Genomic DNA, 21,772 nt, shown 5'->3' with positions numbered 1-21,772 from the left:
GATGCTGGAGGGCCGAACCGCGCCCTGTCAAGGCTTGATCAGTCAACGCGCCTTTTCCGCCACCCGGTTGGGATGGCACAAGAATCAACGGGCCTTCGCCGACTCCTTCCCGCCCGGCCCTTGCGCGACCTGACCCCCCGACTTAATCTCAGCGCAATATCGAAGCGCTTCGACCATCGGTCGTACGGCGGGCTCGCCACGAAGGGTTGACGCAATGCCGAACTCCCAGGCTTCGGCCTCCACTTCCCCTCCCAGCCGGAGAACCTTCCTGGCCTCCACGGCGATCGCCGCGGCGGCCGTGACGGGAGGCGTTCCGCTGTTGTCCGCGTGCTCCACGGAGGACAGCGGCGGCAAGAACGGCACCACCTCCGGCAAGGACCTGAAGAAGCTGCTGCCGACCTATGTGGCCTCGAAGGTGGCGGACCCGGATATTCCGAGCGTCAACGGCTCCAGCCCCGGCTACACCAAGGCCCCGCCCGCCGCAGCCCTGGTCGCCTCCGTGAAGGGCAAGCCCGGCCACGGCGGCAGCTACACCATGTTCGAACCGCTGTGGGGCACTCCGCCGCCCAAGAACAACGCCTATTACAAGGCCGTCAACGAAGCGCTCGGCGCGACGATCAAACTTCAGCCACAGGACGGCAACACCTACGGTGAGAAGCTCAGCGCCGTCCTCGCCTCCGGAGACATCGCCGACATCGTGATGATTCCGCTGTGGGAGATGGGCGGGAAGATCCATGGCGCGGTCAGCGCCAAATTCGCCGACCTCGGCCCGTATCTCTCCGGCGACAAGGTCAAGAAATACCCCAACCTGGCCGCCATTCCCACCGCCGCCTGGCAGATGTCCGTCTTCGGCGGCAAGCTCCGCGGCCTGCCGATGCCCGCCCGCCCGCTCTCCGGGGTCATCCCGTACTACCGCGAGGACCTGTTCAAGAAGAACGGATATCAGGTCCCGAAGAGCCCGGACGAATTCCTCGCCCTCGCCAAGGAGATCACCCGGCCCAAGAGCAAGGTGTGGGCGTGCGACGACATGTGGTGGGCGGCGCAGAAATTCTTCGGCTGCCCGGGCGAGAAGCCGTACTACTGGGTGGAGAAGGACGGAAAGCTCGTCCACAAGGTGGAGACCGACAACTACCTCGAGGCCCTGGAGTGGTGCCGCAAGCTCTTCGCCAAGGGCTATGTCCATCCCGACGCGGTCGCGGGCAAGGCCAATGACGCGCTGACCCGCTTCACCTCCGGCCAGACCCTCATCTACAACGACGGCGACGGCAAATGGTACGGCGCCACCTTCGAACAGGCCGAGCCCAACCCCGGCTTCAAGATCCAGGGAATGGACTATTTCGGTCCCGACGGCGGCGACCCGGTCATCTATCTCGACCCGCCCGCCCAGATCTGGTCCTTCCTCAGCAAGAACCTCGGCAAGGAGCAGATCGAGGAAATCCTCGCCGTCGCCAACTTCATCGCCGCGCCCTTCGGCACCAAGGAGCAGCGGCTCATCGACTACGGCGTCGAGGGCGTGCACCACACCATGAAGGACGGCGTCCCGGTCAAGAACGCCACCGGTGTGCGGGATGTCCAGGACACCTACCGCTTCATCGTGTCCCCGCAGGCCAGCGTCGCTTACCCGGACTTCCCGCAGATGGTCAAGGACTACTGCGGCTGGATGCAGCGCATGGGCAAGTTCGCGAAGAAGCCGCTCTTCTACGGCATGCAGATCCAGGAGCCCAACCGCTACGCCTCCCTCTACACCCCCTTCGAGGACCTGGCCAAGGACGTCACCCGCGGCCGCAAGTCGATCAAGGACGCCCAGCGGGCCATCAGCGACTGGCGCAGCGGCGGCGGCGACCGGCTCCGCGACTGGTATGCCAAGCTCCTCGACGAGAACGGCAGCGGCGCCTGATGGCGGTGGACCTCCCCGACCGGAACCTCCGCGACCGGAACCTCCGCGACCGGAACCTCCGCGACCGGGCGGAAGCCCACGGCCGCCGCCCCGCGCATGGCGTCCGGTGGTGGCACCGGCTGCGCCGCGACCGCACCCTGCTGCTGATGACGGCCCCCGCCGTCGCTCTGCTCCTGCTCTTCACCTATGTCCCGCTGCTGTGGACCACGGTCGCCTTCAAGGACTACGACCCGTTCACCCAGGGGCTGTGGACCAGCCCCTGGACCGGGTTCGACAACTTCACCCTGCTCTTCCAGGACAGCCGCTTCTGGGACGCCTTCGCCAACACCCTCAGCATCACCTTCATCCAGCTGGTGCTGTTCTTCCCGGTGCCGGTCGCGCTCGCGCTGCTCCTCAACAGCGTGCTCAGCGACCGGCTCCGGGGACTGGTGCAGTCGATCCTGTATCTGCCGCACTTCTTCTCCTGGGTGCTGGTCATCACGATCTTCCAGCAGATGCTCGGCGGCGCCGGGCTCCTCGCCCAGCAGTTGCGCTCCCACGGGTACGAGGGCTTCGACCTGATGACCGACCCGGGCGTCTTCAAGTTCCTGGTCACCGCCCAGCTGGTGTGGAAGGACGCGGGCTGGGGTGTGATCGTCTTCCTCGCCGCGCTGTCCGCCGTCAACCAGGACCTGTACGAGGCGGCCGCCGTGGACGGCGCCGGACGGTGGCGCCGGATGTGGCACGTCACGCTGCCCGCGCTGCGCCCGGTGATCGCCCTGCTGCTCGTGCTGCGCGTCGGCGACGCGCTGACCGTCGGCTTCGAGCAGATCCTGCTCCAGCGTGACGCGGTGGGGCCGGGCGCCTCGGAGGTCTTCGACACCTATGTGTGGTGGGTCGGCATCGCCAACACCGACTACGGGATCGCCGCCGCGGGCGGCCTGATCAAGGGCGTCTTCAGCCTGATCCTGGTGCTGATCGCCAACAAAGTCGCCCATATGCTCGGCGAGCAGGGGGTTTACCGGAAATGACGCCGGACATGACCGTGACCGAGCGGCCCGCCGCCCCCGCCGCGACGCCCTCCGCCCAGCCCCTGCACCGGCGCGGCGGGGAGAAGCGCCCGGTGTGGGAGGAGGAGCCCGGCAAGGTCGGCCAGGGGCTCAAGGGCATCACCCTCACCGGAGTGTGCCTGGCGATCCTCGGCCCGCTGTGGGTGGTGATCGTCACCAGCCTCTCCGACCAGAGGACCATCACCGACGCCGGCGGTCTGGTCATCGTCCCCAAGACGATCACCTTCCGGGCCTATACCGAGCTGCTGAGCGGCGGCACGGTGACCCGCGCGACGCTCGTCAGCCTCGCGCTCACCGCGGTGGGCACCGCGATCAGCACGGTGGTCTCCGTGCTGTGCGCCTACGGACTGTCCCGCTCCGGGTCGTTCCTGCACCGTCCGATCCTGATGCTGCTGCTCGTCACGATGTTCTTCAACGCCGGTCTGATCCCCACGTATCTGCTGGTCACCGGGGTCGGCCTGGAGGGCAGCTACTGGTCGATGATCCTGCCGAGCGCCATCTCGGTCTTCAACGTGCTGGTGCTGCGCGCGTTCTTCCAGGACACCGCGCCCGAGCTGGTCGACAGCGCCCGCATCGACGGCGCGGGGGAGTGGCGGATCCTGTTCCGGATCGTGATGCCGCTGTCCAAGGCGGTGATCGCGGTGGTCTCGCTGTTCTACGCGGTCGGCTACTGGAGCCAGTGGTTCAACGCGATGCTCTACCTGAACGACCAGCAGATGTGGCCGCTGCAGATGATCCTGCGCCAGCTCGTCATCAAACAGCAGGCGCCGCAGGGCATGTCCCAGATGATCTCCAGCCAGCAGGTCCCGGGCCTGGCCGTGCAGATGGCCGTCATGGTGCTCGCGCTGATCCCGGTCGCGATCCTCTACCCCTTCGTCCAGAAGCACTTCACCAAGGGCATGCTCATCGGCGCCGTCAAGGGCTGATCCGAGCGAGCCGCCCGCCCGTTCCACCAGCCAGCCCCGACCCGAAAGAGCCGGAATGCCCGACCTGAACGACGCCACCCGCGGCCGCGTCCTCTACGGCGCCGACTACAACCCCGAGCAGTGGCCCGAGAGCGTCTGGCACGACGACGTCCGGCTGATGCGCGAGGCGGGCGTCACCACCGTCACGGTCGGCGTCTTCTCCTGGGCCACGCTCGAACCCCGCCCCGGGGCCCGCGACTTCGACTGGCTCGACCGGGTCATGGACCTGCTCCACCAGGGCGGCATCGAAGTGTGCCTGGCCACCCCGACCGCCTCCCCGCCGCCCTGGATGGGCGCCCGCCACCCCGAGACGCTGCCGCGCGACGAGACCGGCGGAGTCGTCTGGTACGGCTCGCGGAACCAGTTCTGCGCCTCGTCCCCCGTCTACCGCGACTACGCGCTGCGCATCACCGAGGACCTGGCCGAGCGCTACGGGAACCACCCCGCCCTGCGGATGTGGCACGTGGGCAACGAGTACGGCACCCACTGCTGGTGCGACACCACCGCCGCCCACTTCCGCCGCTGGTTACGCGCCAGGTACGGCCGCCTCGACGCGCTCAACGAGGCCTGGGGAACCGCCTTCTGGAGCCAGCGCTACGACTCCTGGGAGGAGATCATTCCGCCGCGCCGGGCCCAGTACCTCGGCAACCCCGGGCAGGCGCTGGACTTCCGCCGCTTCACCAGCGACGCGCTGCTGGAGTGCTTCACCGCCGAGCGCGACGCGCTGGCCGCCCGCACCCCGCACATCCCGGTGACCACCAACTTCATGTCGCTGTTCATCGGCCAGGACGGCTGGGCCTGGGCCGCCGAGGAGGACGTCGTCTCCGTCGACGTCTACCCCGACCCCAAGGACCCGCACAGCGGCGCGTACGGGGCGATGATCCACGACCTGACCCGCTCCCAGGCCGGCGGGCCCTGGGTGCTGATGGAACAGGCCGCGGGCCCGGTGAACTGGCGCGGCGTCAACCACCCCAAGCCACGGGGCCTGATGCGGCTGTGGTCGCTGCAGGCCGTCGCGCGCGGTGCCGACGGCGTCTGCTTCTTCCAGTGGCGGCAGTCCCGGCAGGGCAGCGAGAAGTTCCACTCCGGCATGGTCACCCACGCCGGGGAGCACAGCCGCACCTACTCCCAGGTGCGTGAACTCGGCGCCCAGCTGCGCGAGCTGGGCTCCGTCGCGGGCAGCGACGTGCCCGCCCGGGCCGCGATCCTGCACGACTGGCACGCCTGGTGGGCGAGCGTCCAGGACGGCCGCCCCTCCTCCCGGCTCCACTACGACCAAGTGCTGCGCGCCTGGCACCAGGCCCTGTGGGAGCGGAACCTCACCACCGACTTCGCTCATCCGCACGCCGACCTCGCCGACTACGCCCTGGTCGCCGTGCCCCATCTCTATCTGCTGACCGATGAGGCGCTGGAGAACCTGGCCGGTTACGTCCGCGGCGGCGGCACCCTCGTCTGCGGCTTCTTCACCGGCGTCGCCGACGAGGACGACCGGGTCCGCCCCGGCGGGGTCGACCAGCGGCTGCGCGACATCCTGGGCCTGCGGACGGTCCACGAGTGGTGGCCGCTGGACGAGGGCGAGACCGTGACCGCCGAAAGCCCCTGGCTCGGCCCCTTCACCGGCACCCTCTGGTCCGAGGACCTGGAGCCGGCCACCGCCGAGACCGTCGCCCGGATCAAGGGCGGCGAGCTGGACGGACTGCCCGCCGTCACCCGCAACGCCTACGGCGACGGCACCGCCTGGTACGTCTCCACCCTCCCCGAACCCGCCGCCCTGCGCGCCCTGCTGGCCCGCGCCGCCGGCGAGGCGGGCCTGCGGCCACCGCTGCCCGGCATCCCCGAGGGCGTCGAGGCCGTGCCGCGCGGCGACTGCCTCTTCCTCCTCAACCACGGCCGCGCCCCCGCGGTCGTCCCCCTCCCGTCCGCGCGGACCGACCTGCTCACCGGCCGCGTGTACGACACCCAGGTCCACCTCGACCGCTATGCGGCCGTGGTCCTGACCCCGCTCGATTCCCCCCACCCGAAGGGAGCAGCACCGTGCACCGAGCCGCTCGAAAGCTCTTCCTGACACCGCTGTTCGCGCTCCTCGCGCTCATCGGCTTCGCCGCCGCCCCCGCCCACGCCGCCACCTGGTCCTCCTCGGAGCAGTGGGGCAACTGGTCCACCGGCGGCTACACGCTCTACAACAACATCTGGGGCTCCGGCGCGGGCGCCCAGTCCATCTGGGCCAACTCCGCCAGCGACTGGGGCGTCTGGGCCAACCACCCGAACACCGGCGGCATCAAGTCCTACCCCAACGCCAAGAAGGTCGTCGGCAAGAAGATCAGCGCCATCAACAGCCTGAAAAGCAGCTACAACGTCACCGTGCCGTCCTCGGGCGCGTACAACACCTCGTACGACATCTGGGACAGCAACCACGCGTACGAGATCATGCTGTGGGTCAACAAGACCGGCCCGGTCGGCCCCCTCGGCACCTCCCAGGGCACCGTCACCCTCGGCGGTCACACCTGGACCGTCTACAAGGGCAGCAACGGCTCCAACCAGGTCTTCTCCTTCATCCGCAGCTCCAACTCCAGCTCCGGCACCGTGGACATCAAGTCCCTCGTGAACTGGATCAAGAACACCAAGGGCTGGTTCGGCGACGTGACCATCGGCGACGTCCAGTTCGGCTACGAGATCACCTCCTCGTCCGGCGGCCTGGACTTCAAGACCAACAGCTTCGGCGTGTCCTCCAGCTGATCCCGCCCGCCGCCACCGCGTGCCGCCGCTCCCCGGGAGCGGCGGCACACGGCGTTCAGGAGCGCCCTGCGCGCCGTCGGCGCAGGCCCTCCGCGCACACCCCGCACAACGCGCCCCACAGGGCGTTGACGGCGAAGAGCGGGACGATCGCGATCGGCTGGGCGAGCGGCCCCTGCAGCCGCCCGGTCAGCGCGGGCGAGAGGACGCCGCTCAGCACGAGGACGGCCAGCGCGTATCCGAGGCCGGCGGCGACAAGCGTCGGCACGGGTCCGGGCGCGCGGCCGAGGCCCACGACGAGGATCCAGGTCAGCGAGATGGCCGCGGTGAGGATGAGGGGCGTCGCCGGTTTCCCCAGCGCGTCACTCAGGCCGGTGACGGAGCACAGGGGCCGGATCAGCGCGACGGCGGTCAGGCCCGCCACCAGCGGCGGATGGAGCCGACGATGCCAGGGTGCGGTGCGGCGGCGCTTGTCGTACGCGTTCATGCCCGCAGCGTGGCGGTACGGCCCGCGGCCGGGCATCGGCCCGCCGACGACACCTGGGGTGCCCCTCCGGTTGCGCCCCCGCCGCCCCGCGTACTCCCCGAGTCGCGGTCCGGTCCGGGCCGCTCCGCCATGCGGAGGAGGGGCGCGTACGCGAGGCGGCTCTAGGGTGAGCGCATGGTGTCTCGCGGCTCTCTCGCGCGTGTGTGGCCGCCGCGCGGCCGGTGGGCGGACGCGGTGCCGGCCGGCGGTGTCTTCGTGCTGGCGGCGGTGGGCGGCATGAGGCCGCTCGTCGGCGAGCGCGCGGAGCCCTGGCCGGTGACGGCCTTCGGCTGGGCGATGATCGTCGCCGCCTGTGGGGCGCTCTGCTTTCGCCGCCGCCGTCCGGTGGCCGTCGCCCTCGGCGTGCTGGCCGCCACCGCCGCCTACTACCTCACCAGCACCTACGACGGGCCGCTCATGGTCGCGTTCGTCGTCGCGCTGTACGCGGTCGCGGCCCAGGGACAGCCGCGGGCGGCCGTCGCCGTCGCCGCGCTGAGCGTCGTCGCCGTCGGCGTCGGCACGCTGGAGGGCAACGGCGACGTCAACGGGGTCGCCCTCTTCATGCTCACCGGCTGGCTGGTCGCGGTGGTCGCGCTCGGCTGGGCGCGCCACACCCGCCTGGCCCACGTCCACGAGGTGGAGCAGCGCGCGGCCGGCGAGGAGCGGCTGCGCATCGCCCGGGAACTGCACGACGTCATCGGCCACCACATCTCCCTCATCAGCGTCCAGTCCTCGGCCGCCCTGCACCGCATCAGGAAGGACCCCGGGCAGGCCGAGACGGCCCTCGCCGCGATCAAGAAGTCCAGCCGTGAGGCGCTGCGCGAGCTGCGGACCACGCTCGGCCTGCTGCGGCAGGTCGACGAGGCGGCGCCCACAGCGCCGCCGCCGGGCCTGTCCCGGATCGGCGAACTCGTCGAGGCGGCGCGGTCGGCCGGGTTCGAGGTGCGCGCGGACACCAGCGGTGAGCGGGTGCCGCTGCCCACCGAAGTGGAGCTGGCCGCGTACCGCATCGTCCAGGAAGCGCTCACCAATGTGGTCCGCCACTCCCGGGCCACCGCCGTCACCGTCCATGTCGGTCACGCGCCCCGCGAGGTCCGGATCGAGATCACGGACAATGGGCGCGGCCCGCACCGGACCGCCCCCGGCAGCGGCATCAGCGGCATGCGCGAGCGCGTCCGCGCGCTGGGCGGCGAGCTGGTCGTCGGCCCCGGGGGACCCGGGCCGGGCGGCGGCTTCGCCGTACGGGCCAGACTGCCGCACCGGAACGGAGCACCATGGCAGCCATGATCAAGGTCTTGCTGGCGGACGACCAGCGGTTGGTGCGCGCCGGATTCCGTTCGATCCTGGAGGACGAGGACGACATCACGGTGGTCGCCGAGGCGGGCGACGGAGACGAGGCCGTCTCGGCCTGCCGCGCGCTGCGCCCCGACGTGGCGCTGCTGGACGTCCGGATGCCCGGAACCGACGGCCTGGAGGCGGCCCGGCGGATCACCGCGGACCCCCGCCTGGAGGGCGTCAAGGTCGTCATCCTGACCACCTTCGACCTGGACGACTATGTGTACGGCGCGCTGCGCGCGGGCGCCACCGGCTTCCTGGTCAAGGACACCGAACCGGAGGAGCTGATCCATGCTGTGCGGGTGGCGCACCGCGGTGACGCGCTGATCAGCCCCTCCGTCACCCGTCGGCTGATCGCCGAGTTCGCCGGACGGGTCAGGGCCCCGGAGCCGGGCCCGAGGCTGCGCGCCCTCACCGGCCGCGAGCGCGAGGTGATGGAGCTGGTGGCCGCCGGGCTGACGAACGACGAGATCGCCGCCCGGCTGGTGCTCAGCCCGGCCACCGCCAAGACCCACGTCAGCCGCATCATGACCAAGCTGGACGTGCGGGACCGCTCCCAACTGGTCGTGCTGGCCTACGAGTCCGGGATGGTCAGCCCCGGCTGGCTGGCCGGGTAGCGCGGCCCTTTCCGCGGACCACGGCCACGACCGCGACCGGGGCAGTACGCGGGCGCGGCGCCCGGCAACCCGTGGGGTACGGCAGATGTCCGCCCCGGGCCGACGCCCCGGGGCACACCGGGCCCGGATGCTGCGGCCCATGAGCGACAGAAGCGACACGAGCGACACGACCGCGACGACCGAGCCCCCGGCGGGCCGGACGCCCCACCCCGCGGGCGCCTTCGGGCGCCTCGCCTCCTGGTCCCAGACCCATCGCTGGGGCGCCCTGCTCCTGTGGGTCCTCGTGGTGGCCGCGATCACCCTCGGATCGCAGGCGGTCGGCAGCGCCTACCGCAACGACTTCGCCCTGCCCGGCACCGACTCGCAGACCGCCACCGACCTGATGGCCGAACACGGAGCCCGGCAGGCGGGCGACAGCGTGCAGATCGTCTTCAAGGACGAGGGCGAGGGCGGGCTGCGCGCCGAGCGCGGCCGCGTCGGGAAGACGCTCGCCCGGATCGGCGGCCTGCCCGGCGTCGCCGAGGTGCGCGGCCCGTACGCGGACGCCTCCGCGATCTCCCGGGACGGCACCATCGGCTATGCGACGGTCACCCTCGACGGCAAGGCGGAGCAGGTGCCGAAGGGGGACATCACCAGGATCATCGACATCGCGAAGGCCGCCGAGGGGCACGGCCTCACGGTCGCGCTCGGCGGCGAGGCGGTGCGCGGCGCCGAGGAGGAGGGCGGCGCGGCGGAGGGCGCGGGCATGCTCGCGGCGCTGGTCATCCTCGTCATGCTGTTCGGCTCGCTGATGGCGGCCGCGCTGCCGCTGGTCACCGCGCTGTTCGCGGTGGGCGGCGCCATCGGTCTGATCGCCCTGGCCTCGCACGTGTTCACGGTCGCCGACTTCACCCCGCCCGTCATGATGCTCGTCGGGCTCGGGGTGGGCGTGGACTACGCGCTGCTGATCTTCTACCGCTACCGGCACGAACTCATCGGCGGCGCCGCCTCGCACACCGCCACCCGCACCGCGCTGGACGCGGCCGGCCGTACGGTCTTCTTCGCCGGCTGCACCGTCATCATCGCGCTCCTCGGCCTGGTCGCCCTGGGCCTGGGCGCGCTGCGGGGCGTGGCGCTCGCGGTCGCGCTGACGGTGCTCGTCACCATGGCGGCTTCCCTGATCCTCCTGCCCGCGCTGCTCGCGGTCCTCGGCGGGCGCGTCAGGCGCCAGGTGCTGCGCCGCGCCGAACGCGCCCGGAGCAAGGGGAAGGAGGAGGGCCGGCGCTGGCGGGACCTGGCCCTCGCCGTGCAGCGGCGACCGCTGCCCGCGCTGCTGGCCGCCGTCATGGCGCTGCTCGCGCTGTCCGCCCCCGCGCTGGGCCTGCGTCTGGGCTTCGCCGACGCGGGCAACGACCCGGCCACGTCCACCAGCCGCCGCGCCTACGACCTGCTCGCCGAGGGCTTCGGCCCCGGGTTCAACGGCCCGCTGGTCGTGGTGAGCCAGGGCGACGCGGTGGCCGCCCGGGAGCTGCGCGCCACGCTCGCGCGCACCGACGGTATCGCCGCCACCACCCCGCCGCTGCCCTCGAAGGACGGCGCCGTCGCCACGGTCCTCGCCTTCCCCACCACCTCCCCGCAGGACGAGGGCACCGCCGACCTGGTGCACACGCTGCGCGACCGCGTCCTGCCGCGGCTCGGCGAGCGCACCGGCGCCGACTATCTGGTGGGCGGGTCCACGGCCGCCGCACAGGACTTCGCCGACTCCGTCGCGGACCGGATGCCGCTGTTCGTCGCCGTCGTGGTCGGCCTGTCCGCGCTGCTCCTCATGGTCGTCTTCCGGTCCGTACTGATCCCGCTCAAGGCCGCGCTGCTCAACCTGCTGTCCATCGCGGCCGCCCTGGGAGTGATCACCCTGGTCTTCCAGGAAGGCTGGTTCGGGGCCCAGCCCGGCCCGATCGAGGCGTTCGTTCCCGTGATGATCTTCGCGATCGTCTTCGGCCTCTCCATGGACTACGAGGTGTTCCTGGTCTCCCGCATCCATGAGGAGTGGGAGCGGACTCGGGACCACTCCCACGCGGTACGCGAAGGTCTCGCGGCCACCGGCAAGGTGATCACGGCGGCCGCCGCCATCATGATCGTGGTGTTCGCGGCGTTCGTCCTCAGCCCGAGCCGCATGCTCCAGCAGTTCGGCCTCGGCCTCGCGGTGGCCGTCCTGCTGGACGCGGTGGTGATCCGTTGTCTGATCGTGCCGGCCGTCATGCGGTTGCTCGGCAGGCACGCCTGGTGGCTGCCCGGCCCGCTCGCCCGGCGGCTGCCGAAGGTGGCGCTGGAGCGGCCGGCCGAGGGCTGAGCGGCCGGTCGACGGCTGAGGCGGGCGCCGACCGCCCGTCAGGGCTCCCGCACCGGCAGCCGGGCGCCGTCCCGCAGGAACAGCGGGATGCGGTCCAGCGGGGCGGGGACGGTCACCGACCGGCCGCCGTCGTACTCCTCGCCCGTCCAGGCGTCCGTCCAGCGCGCCCCCGCCGGGAGGTACGCCGTCCGATCAGTGGCGCCCGCCTCCAGGACCGGGGCGACCAGCAGGTCGGGGCCGAGCAGAAAGGCGTCCGCGACGCCCCAGGCCGCCTCGTCGCCGGGGAACTCCAGGAAGAGCGGGCGCATGGGCGGCAGCCCCTCCTCGTGGGCGGCGCGCATCTGCGCCAGCACATACGGCTTGAGCCGCTCGCGCAGCCGCAGACAGGAGCCCAGGACGCGCTCGGCCTCCTCGCCGTACGACCACACCTCGTTCGGGCCGCCGGTCATGCCGGGCCCGAGCGGCAGCCCGGGGTCGCGGAAGCCGTGCAGCCGCATGATCGGCGACAGCGTGCCGAACTGGAACCAGCGGATCAGCACTTCGCGGTAGGCCGGGTCGTCCGGGTCGCCGCCGTGGAAGCCGCCGATGTCGGTGTTCCACCACGGGATGCCGGACAGCGCCACGTTGAGCCCGGCGGCGATCTGGCGGCGCAGGGTCGCGAAGTCGGTGCCGATGTCGCCGGACCACAGGGCGGCCCCGTGGCGCTGGCTGCCCGCCCACGCCGAGCGGTTGAGGGTCACCACCTCCTCCTCGCCCGCCGCGCGCAAGCCCTCGTGGATCGCGCGGGCGTTCTCACGCGGGTAGAGGTTGCCCACCTCCAGACCCGGCCCCGCGTGATAGCGCAGATTCGCCGGGAAACCGGGCTTGATCTCCGGTTCGCAGGCGTCCAGCCAGAAGGCGCGGATCCCGTACGGCTCCAGGTAGTTCTCCCGCACCCGCGACCACATGAACTCCCGGGCCCGCGGATGCGTCGCGTCGTAGAAGGCGACGTGGATCCGCTCGCCCTCGCGCACATCGGGCCAGTCGGCGTGCGCCGTGGGCCCGTACTCGGTGCCCACCAGGAAGCCCCGCTGCTCCATCGTCTCGTGGTTCTCGCTCAGCGGGGAGACCGAGGGCCACACCGAGACCACCAGCTTGATGCCCAGGTCGTCCAGCTCGCGCGTCATCGCCGCCGGGTCGGGCCAGGCCACCGGGTCGAACTTCCAGTCGCCCAGGTGCGTCCAGTGGAAGAAGTCGCAGACGATCGCGTCGATCGGCAGCCCGCGCCGCTTGTGCTCGCGGGCCACGGCCAGCAGCTCCTCCTGGGTGCGGTAGCGCAGCTTGCACTGCCAGAACCCGGCCGCCCACGCCGGCAGCATCGGCGCGCGGCCGGTCACCGCGGAGTAGCGGCGCTGCGCGGCGGCCGGGTCCCCGGCCGTGATCCAGTAGTCGATCTGGCGTGCGCTGTCGGCGACCCAGCGGGTGCCGGTCGCGCCCAGCTCGACGCGCCCGATCGCCGGGTTGTTCCACAGCAGGGTGTAGCCGCGGCTGGAGGTGAGGAGCGGGATGGACACCTCGGAGTTGCGCTGCACCAGGTCGATCACGGCGCCCTTCTGGTCCAGCAGACCGTGCTGGTGCTGGCCGAGACCGTACAGCCGCTCGCCCTCGTAGGCCTCGAAGCGCTGCTCGATGCGGTGGTAGCCGTTGCCCGTGGCGGTGCGCAGCCGCGGCCCCGGCCACCAGAAGTGGGCGCGCTGCTCGGCGAGCAGTTCCCGGCCGCCCTCGGTGGTCTCGAACCGGATCATGCCCTCCGCGGAGATCCGGGCGGTGATCGCGCCGCAGGTCAGCGACGCCTCCCCGGCCCCGATCGCGACGCGCGCGGCCGCCTTCGGCGGGCCGTCGAGGAGCGCGCCGGGCAGGTCCTCCAGCAGCGGTCCGCTGAGCCGGGAGCGCACCCGGATCGCGTCGGGTCCCCACGGCTCCAGACGTACGGTCTCCTGCCGCCCGCTCCACTCCAGCGCGCTGCCGCGCTCGGCGAAGGTGCCGACGGTGGGGGAGGACTGGGCGAGCGAGTAAGAGGCGGGCGAGACGGAAGAGGCGGGCGAAGGCGGCGACGGGTTCACGGATGCGCTCCTCGGGGGTGCGGCGGTGAGGGGGCGTACGGTCGGTGCGTACGGGTCGCGGCGCTAGGGGCGCTAGGCGGGGGCCGGGCCCGAGCTGGCCCGTGCGGTCAGCTCCGGTGCCAGCAGCGCCACCTGCTCGGAGGCGTCGCCCTGCAGCTTGGCCACCACCAGCTCGACGGCCCGCCGCCCCATCTCCTGCGCGGGGATGGCGACCGAGGTGAGCCGCACGGACGCACTGGTGGCCACCTGGTCGGGGCAGATGGCGACCACCGAGACGTCCTCGGGGACCGCCCGCCCCTGCCGCCGCAACAGGCTCAGCAGCGGATCGATGGCCGCCTCGTTCTGGACGATGAAGCCGGTGGTGCCGGGGCGCTCGTCGAAGATCCGGGACAGGGTGCCGTCCATCGACTCGTAGCTGCCCTCGCACGGGCGGTGCAGCAGCCGCAGCCCCAGCTCGCGGGCGGTCGTGCGCAGCCCGTCCAGGGTCCGTTCGGCGAATCCGGTGTGGCGCTCGTAGACCGCCGCCGCCTCGCCGATCACCGCGATCTCCCGGTGGCCGAGGGCGGCCAGATGCTCAGCGCACAGCGCGCCGGTGGCGGTGAAGTCGAGATCGACGCAGGTCAGGCCGATGGTGTCGGCGGGCAGTCCGATCAGCACGGTGGGCTGGCGAGCCGCGTGCAGCAGCGGCAGCCGCTCGTCCTCCAGCTCGATGTCCATGAGGATCATGGCGTCGGCGAGCCCGCTGCCGGTGATCCGGCGCACCGCCGCCGGCCCCTCCTCACCGGTGAGCAGCAGCACGTCGTACCCGTGCGCGCGAGCGGTGGTGGCGACCGCGATGGCCACCTCCATCATCACCGGTACGTAGATATCGGTCCGCAGCGGCACCATCAGCGCGATGATGTTGGAACGGCTGCTGGCGAGGGCGCGGGCTCCGGCGTTCGGGTGGTAGCCCAGCTCCTTGATCGACCGCTCCACGCGCTCCCGGGTGGGCGCCGAGATCGAGCGCTTGCCGCTGAGGACGTAGCTCACCGTGCTGGCGGAGACTCCGGCGTGGCGGGCGACCTCGGCGAGAGTGACCATGCAGGGAACTCCGTCCGGCGGGGAGGGGACTGCGAAGCGCTTCGATGCAGACAGTAAGCCTCGAGGGGAGCACTGTCCAGAGTATGTCGAAGCGCTTCAACACGGTGAATCCGCGCCGCACCGCTTTGCCGACCCGGCCCGCCGGAGGCACACTGAACAGCGGTACGTGCCGGTAATGTCACGAGATCGTCATTTGCGGCAAGGGAGCACCGATGACCGCATCATCCGTCAGGCCGGTGTCCGAGCGTGAAGCGCGCCAGGTCGCCGAGGCCGCACGCGAACAGGTATGGCACAAGCCGAGTTTCGCCAAGGAGCTGTTCCTCGGCCGCTTCCGCCTCGACCTGATCCACCCCCACCCCGCCCCCGCGCCGGACGACGTGCGGCGCGGCGAGGCGTTCCTCGCCAAGCTCCATGAGTTCTGCGAGACCCGGGTCGATCCCGCCCGCATCGAGCGCGAGTCGCAGATCCCCGACGAGACCATCAACGGTCTCAAGGAACTCGGCGCGCTCGGCATGAAGATCGACACCAAGTACGGCGGCATGGGTCTCACCCAGGTCTACTACAACAAGGCCCTCGCGCTGGCCGGCTCCGTCAGCCCCGCCATCGGCGCGCTGCTCTCCGCCCACCAGTCCATCGGCGTACCGCAGCCGGTCAAGCTGTTCGGCACCCAGGACCAGAAGGACCGCTTCCTGCCGCGCTGCGCCCGCACCGACATATCGGCCTTCCTGCTCACCGAGCCGGACGTGGGGTCCGACCCGGCCCGGCTCGCCACCACCGCGATCCCGGACGGGGACGACTACATCCTCGACGGCGTCAAGCTGTGGACCACCAACGGCGTGGTCGCCGATCTCCTCGTCGTCATGGCCCGGGTGCCGAAGTCCGACGGCCACAAGGGCGGGATCAGCGCCTTCGTCGTGGAGACGGCCTCCGAGGGCGTCACCGTCGAGAACCGCAACGCGTTCATGGGGCTGCGCGGCATCGAGAACGGGGTGACCCGCTTCCACCGGGTCCGGGTCCCCGCGGCCAACCGCATCGGCCCCGAGGGCGCCGGTCTCAAGATCGCGCTGACCACGCTCAACACCGGGCGGCTCTCGCTGCCCGCGATGTGCGCGGGTGCCGGGAAGTGGTGTCTGAAGATCGCCCGTGAGTGGTCCGCGGCCCGTGAGCAGTGGGGCAAGCCGATCGCCCGGCACGAGGCCGTCGGCGCCAAGGTCTCCTTCATCGCCGCGACCACCTTCGCGCTGGAGGCGGTCATCGACCTGGCCTCCCAGATGGCCGACGAGGACCGCAACGACATCCGCATCGAGGCGGCGCTCGCCAAGCTGTACGGCAGCGAGATGGCCTGGCTGATGGCCGATGAACTGGTCCAGATCCGCGGCGGCCGCGGCTTCGAGACCGCGGCCTCCCTCGCCGCCCGCGGGGAGCGGGCGGTCCCCGCCGAGCAGATCCTGCGCGACATGCGCATCAACCGGATCTTCGAGGGCTCCACCGAGATCATGCATCTGCTGATCGCCCGGGAGGCCGTGGACGCGCATCTGTCCGTCGCGGGCGACCTCATCGACCCGGACAAGTCCCTGTCGGACAAGGGCAAGGCGGCCGCCAAGGCGGGCGGTTTCTACGCCCGCTGGCTGCCGGGCCTGGTCACCGGACCCGGCCACCTCCCGCGCGCCTACGCCGAGTTCTCCCCGCCCGGCCACCGGGACCTGTCCCCGCATCTGCGCTACGTCGAGCGCTCGGCGCGCAAGCTCGCCAGGTCGACGTTCTACGCCATGTCGCGCTGGCAGGGCCGGATGGAGACCAAACAGGGCTTCCTCAGCCGGATCGTGGACATCGGCGCGGAGCTGTTCGCGATGAGCGCGGCCTGCGTACGCGCCGAGATGCTGCGCAGCCGCGGCGACCACGGCGTCGAGGCGTACCAGCTGGCCGACGTCTTCTGCCGGCAGGCCCGGATCCGCGCGGACGAACTGTTCGGACGGCTGTGGACCAACACCGACGACCTGGACCGCAAGGTGGTCTCCGGGGTGCTCTCCGGCTCGTACGAGTGGCTGGAGGCGGGCGTCCTCGACCCCAGCGGCGACGGCCCGTGGATCGCCGACGCCACCCCCGGCCCGTCGACCAGGGACAACGTCCACCGCCCCATCAGGTGACCGCCGTACCGGCGGGCTGGATCCGGACGGCGGGATCCAGCCCGGCGGCCCGGGGCGGGCCGGGCCCGGTCATCCGCGGGCAGCGACACGGGCAACAATGGGCAGATGACGGATTCCCTGGCTGACCCGCATCTGCGCCCCCCGGCAGCCCCCGCCGACCCCGGCAGCCCCCGCGACATCGTGATCCTGGGCTCCACCGGATCGATCGGCACCCAGGCCATCGATGTGATCCTGCGCAACCCGGACCGCTTCCGGGTGACCGCCCTGTCCGCCGCCGGAGGGCGGGCCGGGCTGCTCGCCGAGCAGGCCCACCAGCTGAAGGCCGCCACCGTCGCGGTCGCCCGCGAGGACGCGGTGCCCGAGGTGCGCGCGGCGCTGTCCGCGCGGTACGGCGCGGGCGAGCCGCTCCCGGAGGTCCTGGCCGGGCCCGGCGCGGCCACCGAACTGGCCCGCTCCGAGTGCCACACCGTGCTCAACGGCATCACCGGCTCCATCGGCCTCGCGCCCACCCTGGCCGCCCTGGAGGCGGGCCGGGTGCTGGCACTGGCCAACAAGGAGTCCCTCATCGTGGGCGGGCCGCTGGTCAAGGCGGTCGCCAAGCCGGGGCAGATCGTGCCCGTCGACTCCGAGCACTCCGCGCTCTTCCAGGCCCTGCTCGGCGGCGGCCGCCAGGAGGTCCGCAAGCTGGTCGTCACCGCGTCGGGCGGCCCGTTCCGCGGGCGTTCGAAGCGTGAGCTGGCCCAGGTCACCCCGGATCAGGCGCTGGCCCACCCCACCTGGGACATGGGCCCGGTCGTCACGATCAACTCCGCGACCCTCGTCAACAAGGGGCTGGAGGTCATCGAGGCCCATCTGCTGTTCGACATTCCCTTCGAGGAGATTGAGGTGGTCGTCCACCCTCAGTCGTATATCCACTCGATGGTTGAATTCACCGATGGCTCGACGCTCGCCCAGGCGAGCCCGCCCGATATGCGGATGGCGATCGCGCTCGGCCTCGGCTGGCCCGAGCGGGTGCCGGACGCCGCCCCCGGCTGCGACTGGACCAGGGCCCACACCTGGGAGTTCTTCCCCCTGGACACCGAGGCGTTCCCCTCGGTGGACCTCGCCCGGCACGTCGGCGGCCTCGGCGGCACCGCCCCGGCCGTCTTCAACGCGGCGAACGAGGAGTGCGTGGACGCCTTCCTCGCCCGGAAGCTGCCCTTCAACGGAATTGTCGATACGGTCGCGGAAGTGGTCGCCGAGCACGGCGCCCCCTCCGCGGGAACTCAGCTCACCGTCGCGGACGTCCTCGAAGCCGAGACGTGGGCCCGTGCCCGCGCCCGTGAACTGGCCGCCCGCGCGGCGAAGGCGACCCCGGAGGGTCACGCATGACGACATTGATGACGGTCCTCGGCATAGTCGTATTCGCCGTCGGGCTGGGGATCTCGATCGCCTGGCACGAACTGGGCCATCTCTCCACGGCCAAATGGTTCGGCATCCGGGTCCCGCAGTACATGGTCGGTTTCGGGCCGACGGTCTTCTCCCGCAAGAAGGGGGAGACCGAGTACGGCATCAAGGCGATCCCGCTCGGCGGCTTCATCCGCATGATCGGGATGTTCCCGCCCGGCGAGGACGGCAAGGTCACCCAGCGCTCCACCTCGCCGTGGCGCGGCATGATCGAGGACGCCCGGTCGGCCGCCTACGAGGAGCTGGAGCCCGGCGACGAGAAGCGCATGTTCTACACGCGCGCGCCGTGGAAGCGCGTGATCGTGATGTTCGCCGGGCCGTTCATGAACCTGGTCCTCGCCGTGGTGATCTTCGTCGGCGTGATGATGAGCTTCGGCGTCAACACCCAGACCACCAGCGTCGGCACCGTCTCCGCCTGTGTGGTCCCGGCCTCGGCCGCCGCCGACAAGTGCCCCAAGGGCGCCAAGGACTCCCCGGCCAAGGCCGCGGGCCTCCAGCCCCGGGACAAGATCGTCGCCTTCGACGGCCACCGCGTCTCCGACTGGGGCACGCTCCAGAAGGACATCCGCGAGACCACCGGCCCCGCGACGATCACCGTCGAGCGGGACGGCGCCCGCAAGACCCTGCATGCGAACCTCATCACCAACAAGGTCGCCAAGTCCGACGGGAACGGCGGCTACGTCGAGGGCCAGTACGTCAGCGCCGGGTTCCTCGGCTTCACCCCGGCCAACGGCGTGGTGAAGCAGTCCCTCGGCCAGTCCGTGGACCGCATGGGCACCATGGTCGAGGACGGCGTCCAGTCCCTGGTCGACCTGCCCTCCAAGGTGCCCGACCTGTGGAACGCGGCCTTCGGGGACGCCCCCCGCAAGGCGGACTCCCCGATGGGCGTCGTCGGCGCCGCCCGGGTCGGCGGCGAGGTCGCCAACCTCGACATCCCGCCCTCGCAGCGCATCGCGACGATGCTCTTCCTCGTCGCCGGGTTCAACCTCTCGCTGTTCCTGTTCAACATGCTGCCGCTGCTGCCGCTGGACGGCGGCCACATCGCGGGCGCGGTGTGGGAGTCCCTGCGCCGGCGGCTCGCCCGTCTGGTCCGGCGGCCCGACCCCGGCCCCTTCGACGTGGCCAAGATGATGCCGGTCGCCTATGTGATCGCCGGCATCTTCATCTGCTTCACGCTGCTCGTTCTGGTGGCCGACGTGGTGAACCCCGTGCGAATTTCCTGATGATGTGAACTGTCCCGAAGTTCGCCTTTGGGTGGACTTCGGGGCCGGAGTGTGCTGGGGCACCACCCGGTGCCGTAATCTCGGATCCGGAGCCCGCTGATCTCGGGCCACTCAAACACCTTCTTGGGGCTACGAACCAGATGACTGCGATCTCGCTAGGAATGCCGTCCGTACCGACCAAGCTCGCCGACCGCCGGGTCAGCCGGAAGATCCAGGTCGGGCCGGTCGCCGTGGGCGGCGATGCGCCGATCTCGGTGCAGTCGATGACCACGACGGTGACCGCGGACATCGGGGCGACGCTCCAGCAGATCGCGGAGCTGACGGCGTCCGGCTGCCAGATCGTGCGCGTGGCCTGCCCGTCGCAGGACGACGCCGAGGCGCTGCCCGTGATCGCCAAGAAGTCGCAGATCCCGGTCATCGCGGACATCCACTTCCAGCCGAAGTACGTCTTCGCCGCGATCGACGCCGGATGCGCGGCCGTGCGGGTGAACCCGGGGAACATCCGGCAGTTCGACGACAAGGTCAAGGAGATCGCGCGGGCGGCCTCGGACGCGGGCGTGCCGATCCGCATCGGCGTCAACGCGGGCTCGCTGGACAAGCGGCTGCTGGAGAAGTACGGCAAGGCCACGCCCGAGGCGCTGGTGGAGTCGGCCCTGTGGGAGTGCTCGCTGTTCGAGGAGCACGGCTTCCGGGACATCAAGATCTCGGTGAAGCACAACGACCCGGTGGTGATGGTCAACGCCTACCGCCAGCTTGCCGCCCAGTGCGACTACCCGCTCCACCTCGGCGTCACCGAGGCCGGGCCCGCGTTCCAGGGCACGATCAAGTCGTCGGTGGCCTTCGGCGCGCTGCTGAGCGAGGGCATCGGGGACACCATCCGGGTCTCGCTGTCGGCGCCGCCCGCCGAGGAGGTCAAGGTCGGCATCCAGATCCTGGAGTCCCTGAACCTGCGCCAGCGGCGGCTGGAGATCGTCTCCTGCCCGTCGTGCGGGCGTGCGCAGGTCGACGTCTACAAGCTGGCCGACGAGGTCACCGCCGGACTCGACGGCATGGAGGTCCCGCTGCGCGTCGCCGTGATGGGCTGCGTCGTCAACGGCCCGGGCGAGGCGCGCGAGGCGGACCTCGGCGTGGCGTCCGGCAACGGCAAGGGGCAGATCTTCGTGAAGGGCGAGGTCATCAAGACCGTGCCGGAGTCGAAGATCGTGGAGACCCTGATCGACGAGGCCATGAAGATCGCCGAGCAGATGGAGAAGGACGGCATCGCCTCCGGCGAGCCCCAGGTCTCCGTCGGCGGCTGAAAACACAGGGGTGCCCCCGCCCTCCCGGCCGGGGGCACCTCCCAGCGGTAGCCAAGGGAGGCTCCCCCGGAGGCAGACCGAGCCTTCTCGGAAGAGGGCGGTACAGTGCGGGGAATCGACTCCCCTCCGGCCCGCAGGCCCCGCAACCGGTGAGGCAATCCGACACGTGCTGACGACGTCCACCACCAGGGTCCTCGAGCCCCAAGAGCTCGACTCGGCCCTCGCGGTGCTCAACCGCGACCCCATCTCCAATGCCTTCGTCGCCGCCCGCGTCCAGGTCGCCGGCCTGGATCCCTGGCGGCTGGGCGGCGAGATGTGGGGCTGGTACAACGGCGGACGGCTCGAGTCGCTCTGCTACGCGGGGGCCAACCTGGTCCCCATCTGCGCCACCCCCGAGGCCGTGCGCGCCTTCGCCGAGCGGGCCCGCCGGTCCGGGCGGCGCTGCTCCTCGATCGTCGGCCCCGCCGACACCACGGCCGAGCTGTGGTCCCTGCTGGAGCCCAGCTGGGGCCCGGCCCGTGAGGTCCGCGCCCGTCAGCCGCTCATGGTCACCGCCTCGATGCCCGCCGACGTCCCGCCCGATCCGCGGGTGCGCCGGATCCGCAGGGACGAGATGGACGTGATCATGCCCGCGTGCGTGGCGATGTTCACCGAGGAGGTCGGCGTCTCACCGCTCGCGGGCGACGGCGGACTGCTCTACCAGGCGCGCGTCGCCGAACTCGTCGCCGCCGGCCGCTCCTTCGCCCGCGTCGAGAACGGCCGCGTCGTCTTCAAGGCCGAGATCGGCGCCGCCACCCCGCACGCCTGCCAGATCCAGGGCGTCTGGGTCGCCCCCGAATACCGCGGCCGCGGGCTCTCCGAGACCGGCATGGCCGCCGTGCTGCACTACGCGCTGAACGAGATCGCGCCCGTGGCGAGCCTGTACGTCAACGACTACAACACCGCGGCCCGCGCCGCGTACCGCCGCGTCGGCTTCCAGGAGGTCGGCGCGTTCATGAGCGTGCTGTTCTGATCGCCGGACCGGG

At 71.4% G+C, this 21,772-nt stretch carries 16 protein-coding genes; 13 read left to right on the top strand and 3 right to left on the bottom strand.

Features of this window, described 5'->3' with window-relative positions; genetic code table 11:
• Positions 1-214: 214 nt before the first annotated feature.
• From ACFZCY_RS27030 to ACFZCY_RS27010, 5 genes are read left to right on the top strand one after another with little or no spacing between them, the layout of a single operon-like run.
• Positions 215-1,897: an extracellular solute-binding protein gene (locus ACFZCY_RS27030; protein WP_391178528.1), complete on the top strand. Its 1,683-nt coding sequence runs from the start codon at positions 215-217 to the stop codon at positions 1,895-1,897.
• Positions 1,897-2,907, top strand: coding sequence for an ABC transporter permease subunit (locus ACFZCY_RS27025; protein WP_391178525.1), 1,011 nt, complete (start codon positions 1,897-1,899; stop codon positions 2,905-2,907). The genes ACFZCY_RS27030 and ACFZCY_RS27025 overlap by 1 nt, the downstream gene beginning before the upstream one ends.
• Before the next feature lie 8 nt (positions 2,908-2,915).
• The gene (locus ACFZCY_RS27020) at positions 2,916-3,872 is read left to right on the top strand and encodes an ABC transporter permease subunit (protein ID WP_391178522.1); all 957 of its coding nucleotides are present in this window, start codon (positions 2,916-2,918) and stop codon (positions 3,870-3,872) included.
• Between the two features lie 55 nt (positions 3,873-3,927).
• The gene (locus tag ACFZCY_RS27015) at positions 3,928-5,976 is read left to right on the top strand and encodes a beta-galactosidase (protein ID WP_391178519.1); all 2,049 of its coding nucleotides are present in this window, start codon (positions 3,928-3,930) and stop codon (positions 5,974-5,976) included.
• Positions 5,946-6,647, top strand: coding sequence for a hypothetical protein (locus ACFZCY_RS27010; RefSeq protein WP_391178516.1), 702 nt, complete (start codon positions 5,946-5,948; stop codon positions 6,645-6,647). The genes ACFZCY_RS27015 and ACFZCY_RS27010 overlap by 31 nt, the downstream gene beginning before the upstream one ends.
• Before the next feature lie 55 nt (positions 6,648-6,702).
• On the opposite strand, the gene ACFZCY_RS27005 is transcribed toward ACFZCY_RS27010, so the two are convergent.
• Entirely contained in the window at positions 6,703-7,131 is a 429-nt protein-coding gene (locus ACFZCY_RS27005; protein WP_391178513.1) for a hypothetical protein, read from the bottom strand.
• Positions 7,132-7,305: 174 nt separating this feature from the next.
• On the opposite strand from ACFZCY_RS27005, the gene ACFZCY_RS27000 reads away from it, so the two are divergent.
• The 3 genes from ACFZCY_RS27000 (at position 7,306) to ACFZCY_RS26990 (ending at position 11,451) form a co-directional block, all read left to right on the top strand.
• Positions 7,306-8,457: a histidine kinase gene (locus ACFZCY_RS27000; RefSeq protein ID WP_391178510.1), complete on the top strand. Its 1,152-nt coding sequence runs from the start codon at positions 7,306-7,308 to the stop codon at positions 8,455-8,457.
• The gene (locus ACFZCY_RS26995) at positions 8,454-9,122 is read left to right on the top strand and encodes a response regulator (protein WP_391178508.1); all 669 of its coding nucleotides are present in this window, start codon (positions 8,454-8,456) and stop codon (positions 9,120-9,122) included. The genes ACFZCY_RS27000 and ACFZCY_RS26995 overlap by 4 nt, the downstream gene beginning before the upstream one ends.
• 139 nt (positions 9,123-9,261) lie before the next feature.
• Positions 9,262-11,451: an MMPL family transporter gene (locus ACFZCY_RS26990; RefSeq protein ID WP_391178505.1), complete on the top strand. Its 2,190-nt coding sequence runs from the start codon at positions 9,262-9,264 to the stop codon at positions 11,449-11,451.
• Positions 11,452-11,489: 38 nt separating this feature from the next.
• Here the strand turns inward: ACFZCY_RS26990 and ACFZCY_RS26985 are convergent, their stop codons facing one another.
• Together ACFZCY_RS26985 and ACFZCY_RS26980 are read right to left on the bottom strand one after the other, a co-directional pair.
• Positions 11,490-13,553 carry a TIM-barrel domain-containing protein gene (locus ACFZCY_RS26985; RefSeq protein WP_391178502.1) on the bottom strand — a complete coding sequence of 688 codons (2,064 nt, stop codon included), beginning with the start codon at positions 13,551-13,553 and terminating at the stop codon, positions 11,490-11,492.
• 72 nt (positions 13,554-13,625) lie between these two features.
• On the bottom strand, positions 13,626-14,633 hold the full coding sequence (locus ACFZCY_RS26980; RefSeq protein WP_391178500.1) for a substrate-binding domain-containing protein: 1,008 nt from the start codon (positions 14,631-14,633) through the stop codon (positions 13,626-13,628).
• 212 nt (positions 14,634-14,845) lie between these two features.
• Here ACFZCY_RS26980 and ACFZCY_RS26975 point away from each other — a divergent pair, with 212 nt between their 5' ends.
• The 5 genes from ACFZCY_RS26975 to ACFZCY_RS26955 all read left to right on the top strand — a co-directional run bounded on the left by ACFZCY_RS26975 (position 14,846) and on the right by ACFZCY_RS26955 (position 21,759).
• Entirely contained in the window at positions 14,846-16,780 is a 1,935-nt protein-coding gene (locus ACFZCY_RS26975; protein ID WP_391178497.1) for an acyl-CoA dehydrogenase family protein, read from the top strand.
• Positions 16,781-16,885: 105 nt separating this feature from the next.
• Positions 16,886-18,151, top strand: a complete 1,266-nt coding sequence (gene dxr, locus ACFZCY_RS26970; protein ID WP_391178495.1) for a 1-deoxy-D-xylulose-5-phosphate reductoisomerase — start codon at positions 16,886-16,888, stop codon at positions 18,149-18,151.
• Positions 18,148-19,449, top strand: a complete 1,302-nt coding sequence (locus tag ACFZCY_RS26965; protein ID WP_391178492.1) for a site-2 protease family protein — start codon at positions 18,148-18,150, stop codon at positions 19,447-19,449. Before dxr ends, ACFZCY_RS26965 begins: the two co-directional genes overlap by 4 nt.
• A 140-nt stretch (positions 19,450-19,589) precedes the next feature.
• Positions 19,590-20,747 carry a flavodoxin-dependent (E)-4-hydroxy-3-methylbut-2-enyl-diphosphate synthase gene (gene ispG, locus ACFZCY_RS26960; RefSeq protein ID WP_361485846.1) on the top strand — a complete coding sequence of 386 codons (1,158 nt, stop codon included), beginning with the start codon at positions 19,590-19,592 and terminating at the stop codon, positions 20,745-20,747.
• A gap of 166 nt (positions 20,748-20,913) precedes the next feature.
• Positions 20,914-21,759, top strand: a complete 846-nt coding sequence (locus ACFZCY_RS26955) for a GNAT family N-acetyltransferase (protein WP_391178488.1) — start codon at positions 20,914-20,916, stop codon at positions 21,757-21,759.
• Positions 21,760-21,772: the final 13 nt, after the last annotated feature.

This window comes from Streptomyces sp. NPDC007983, from assembly GCF_042958345.1.
Classification (GTDB): Bacteria; Actinomycetota; Actinomycetes; order Streptomycetales; family Streptomycetaceae; genus Streptomyces.
Note: the sequence above shows the minus strand (reverse complement) of the source record. Positions and strands in the feature narration are given on the sequence as shown.

Coding starts and splice junctions, on each gene's coding strand:
- ACFZCY_RS27030 (WP_391178528.1), top strand. CDS start 215: ATGCCGAACTCCCAGGCTTCGGCCTCCACTTCCCCTCCCAGCCGGAGA.
- ACFZCY_RS27025 (WP_391178525.1), top strand. CDS start 1,897: ATGGCGGTGGACCTCCCCGACCGGAACCTCCGCGACCGGAACCTCCGC.
- ACFZCY_RS27020 (WP_391178522.1), top strand. CDS start 2,916: ATGACCGTGACCGAGCGGCCCGCCGCCCCCGCCGCGACGCCCTCCGCC.
- ACFZCY_RS27015 (WP_391178519.1), top strand. CDS start 3,928: ATGCCCGACCTGAACGACGCCACCCGCGGCCGCGTCCTCTACGGCGCC.
- ACFZCY_RS27005 (WP_391178513.1), bottom strand. CDS start 7,131: ATGAACGCGTACGACAAGCGCCGCCGCACCGCACCCTGGCATCGTCGG.
- ACFZCY_RS27000 (WP_391178510.1), top strand. CDS start 7,306: ATGGTGTCTCGCGGCTCTCTCGCGCGTGTGTGGCCGCCGCGCGGCCGG.
- ACFZCY_RS26995 (WP_391178508.1), top strand. CDS start 8,454: ATGATCAAGGTCTTGCTGGCGGACGACCAGCGGTTGGTGCGCGCCGGA.
- ACFZCY_RS26990 (WP_391178505.1), top strand. CDS start 9,262: ATGAGCGACAGAAGCGACACGAGCGACACGACCGCGACGACCGAGCCC.
- ACFZCY_RS26980 (WP_391178500.1), bottom strand. CDS start 14,633: ATGGTCACTCTCGCCGAGGTCGCCCGCCACGCCGGAGTCTCCGCCAGC.
- ACFZCY_RS26975 (WP_391178497.1), top strand. CDS start 14,846: ATGACCGCATCATCCGTCAGGCCGGTGTCCGAGCGTGAAGCGCGCCAG.
- dxr (WP_391178495.1), top strand. CDS start 16,886: ATGACGGATTCCCTGGCTGACCCGCATCTGCGCCCCCCGGCAGCCCCC.
- ACFZCY_RS26965 (WP_391178492.1), top strand. CDS start 18,148: ATGACGACATTGATGACGGTCCTCGGCATAGTCGTATTCGCCGTCGGG.
- ispG (WP_361485846.1), top strand. CDS start 19,590: ATGACTGCGATCTCGCTAGGAATGCCGTCCGTACCGACCAAGCTCGCC.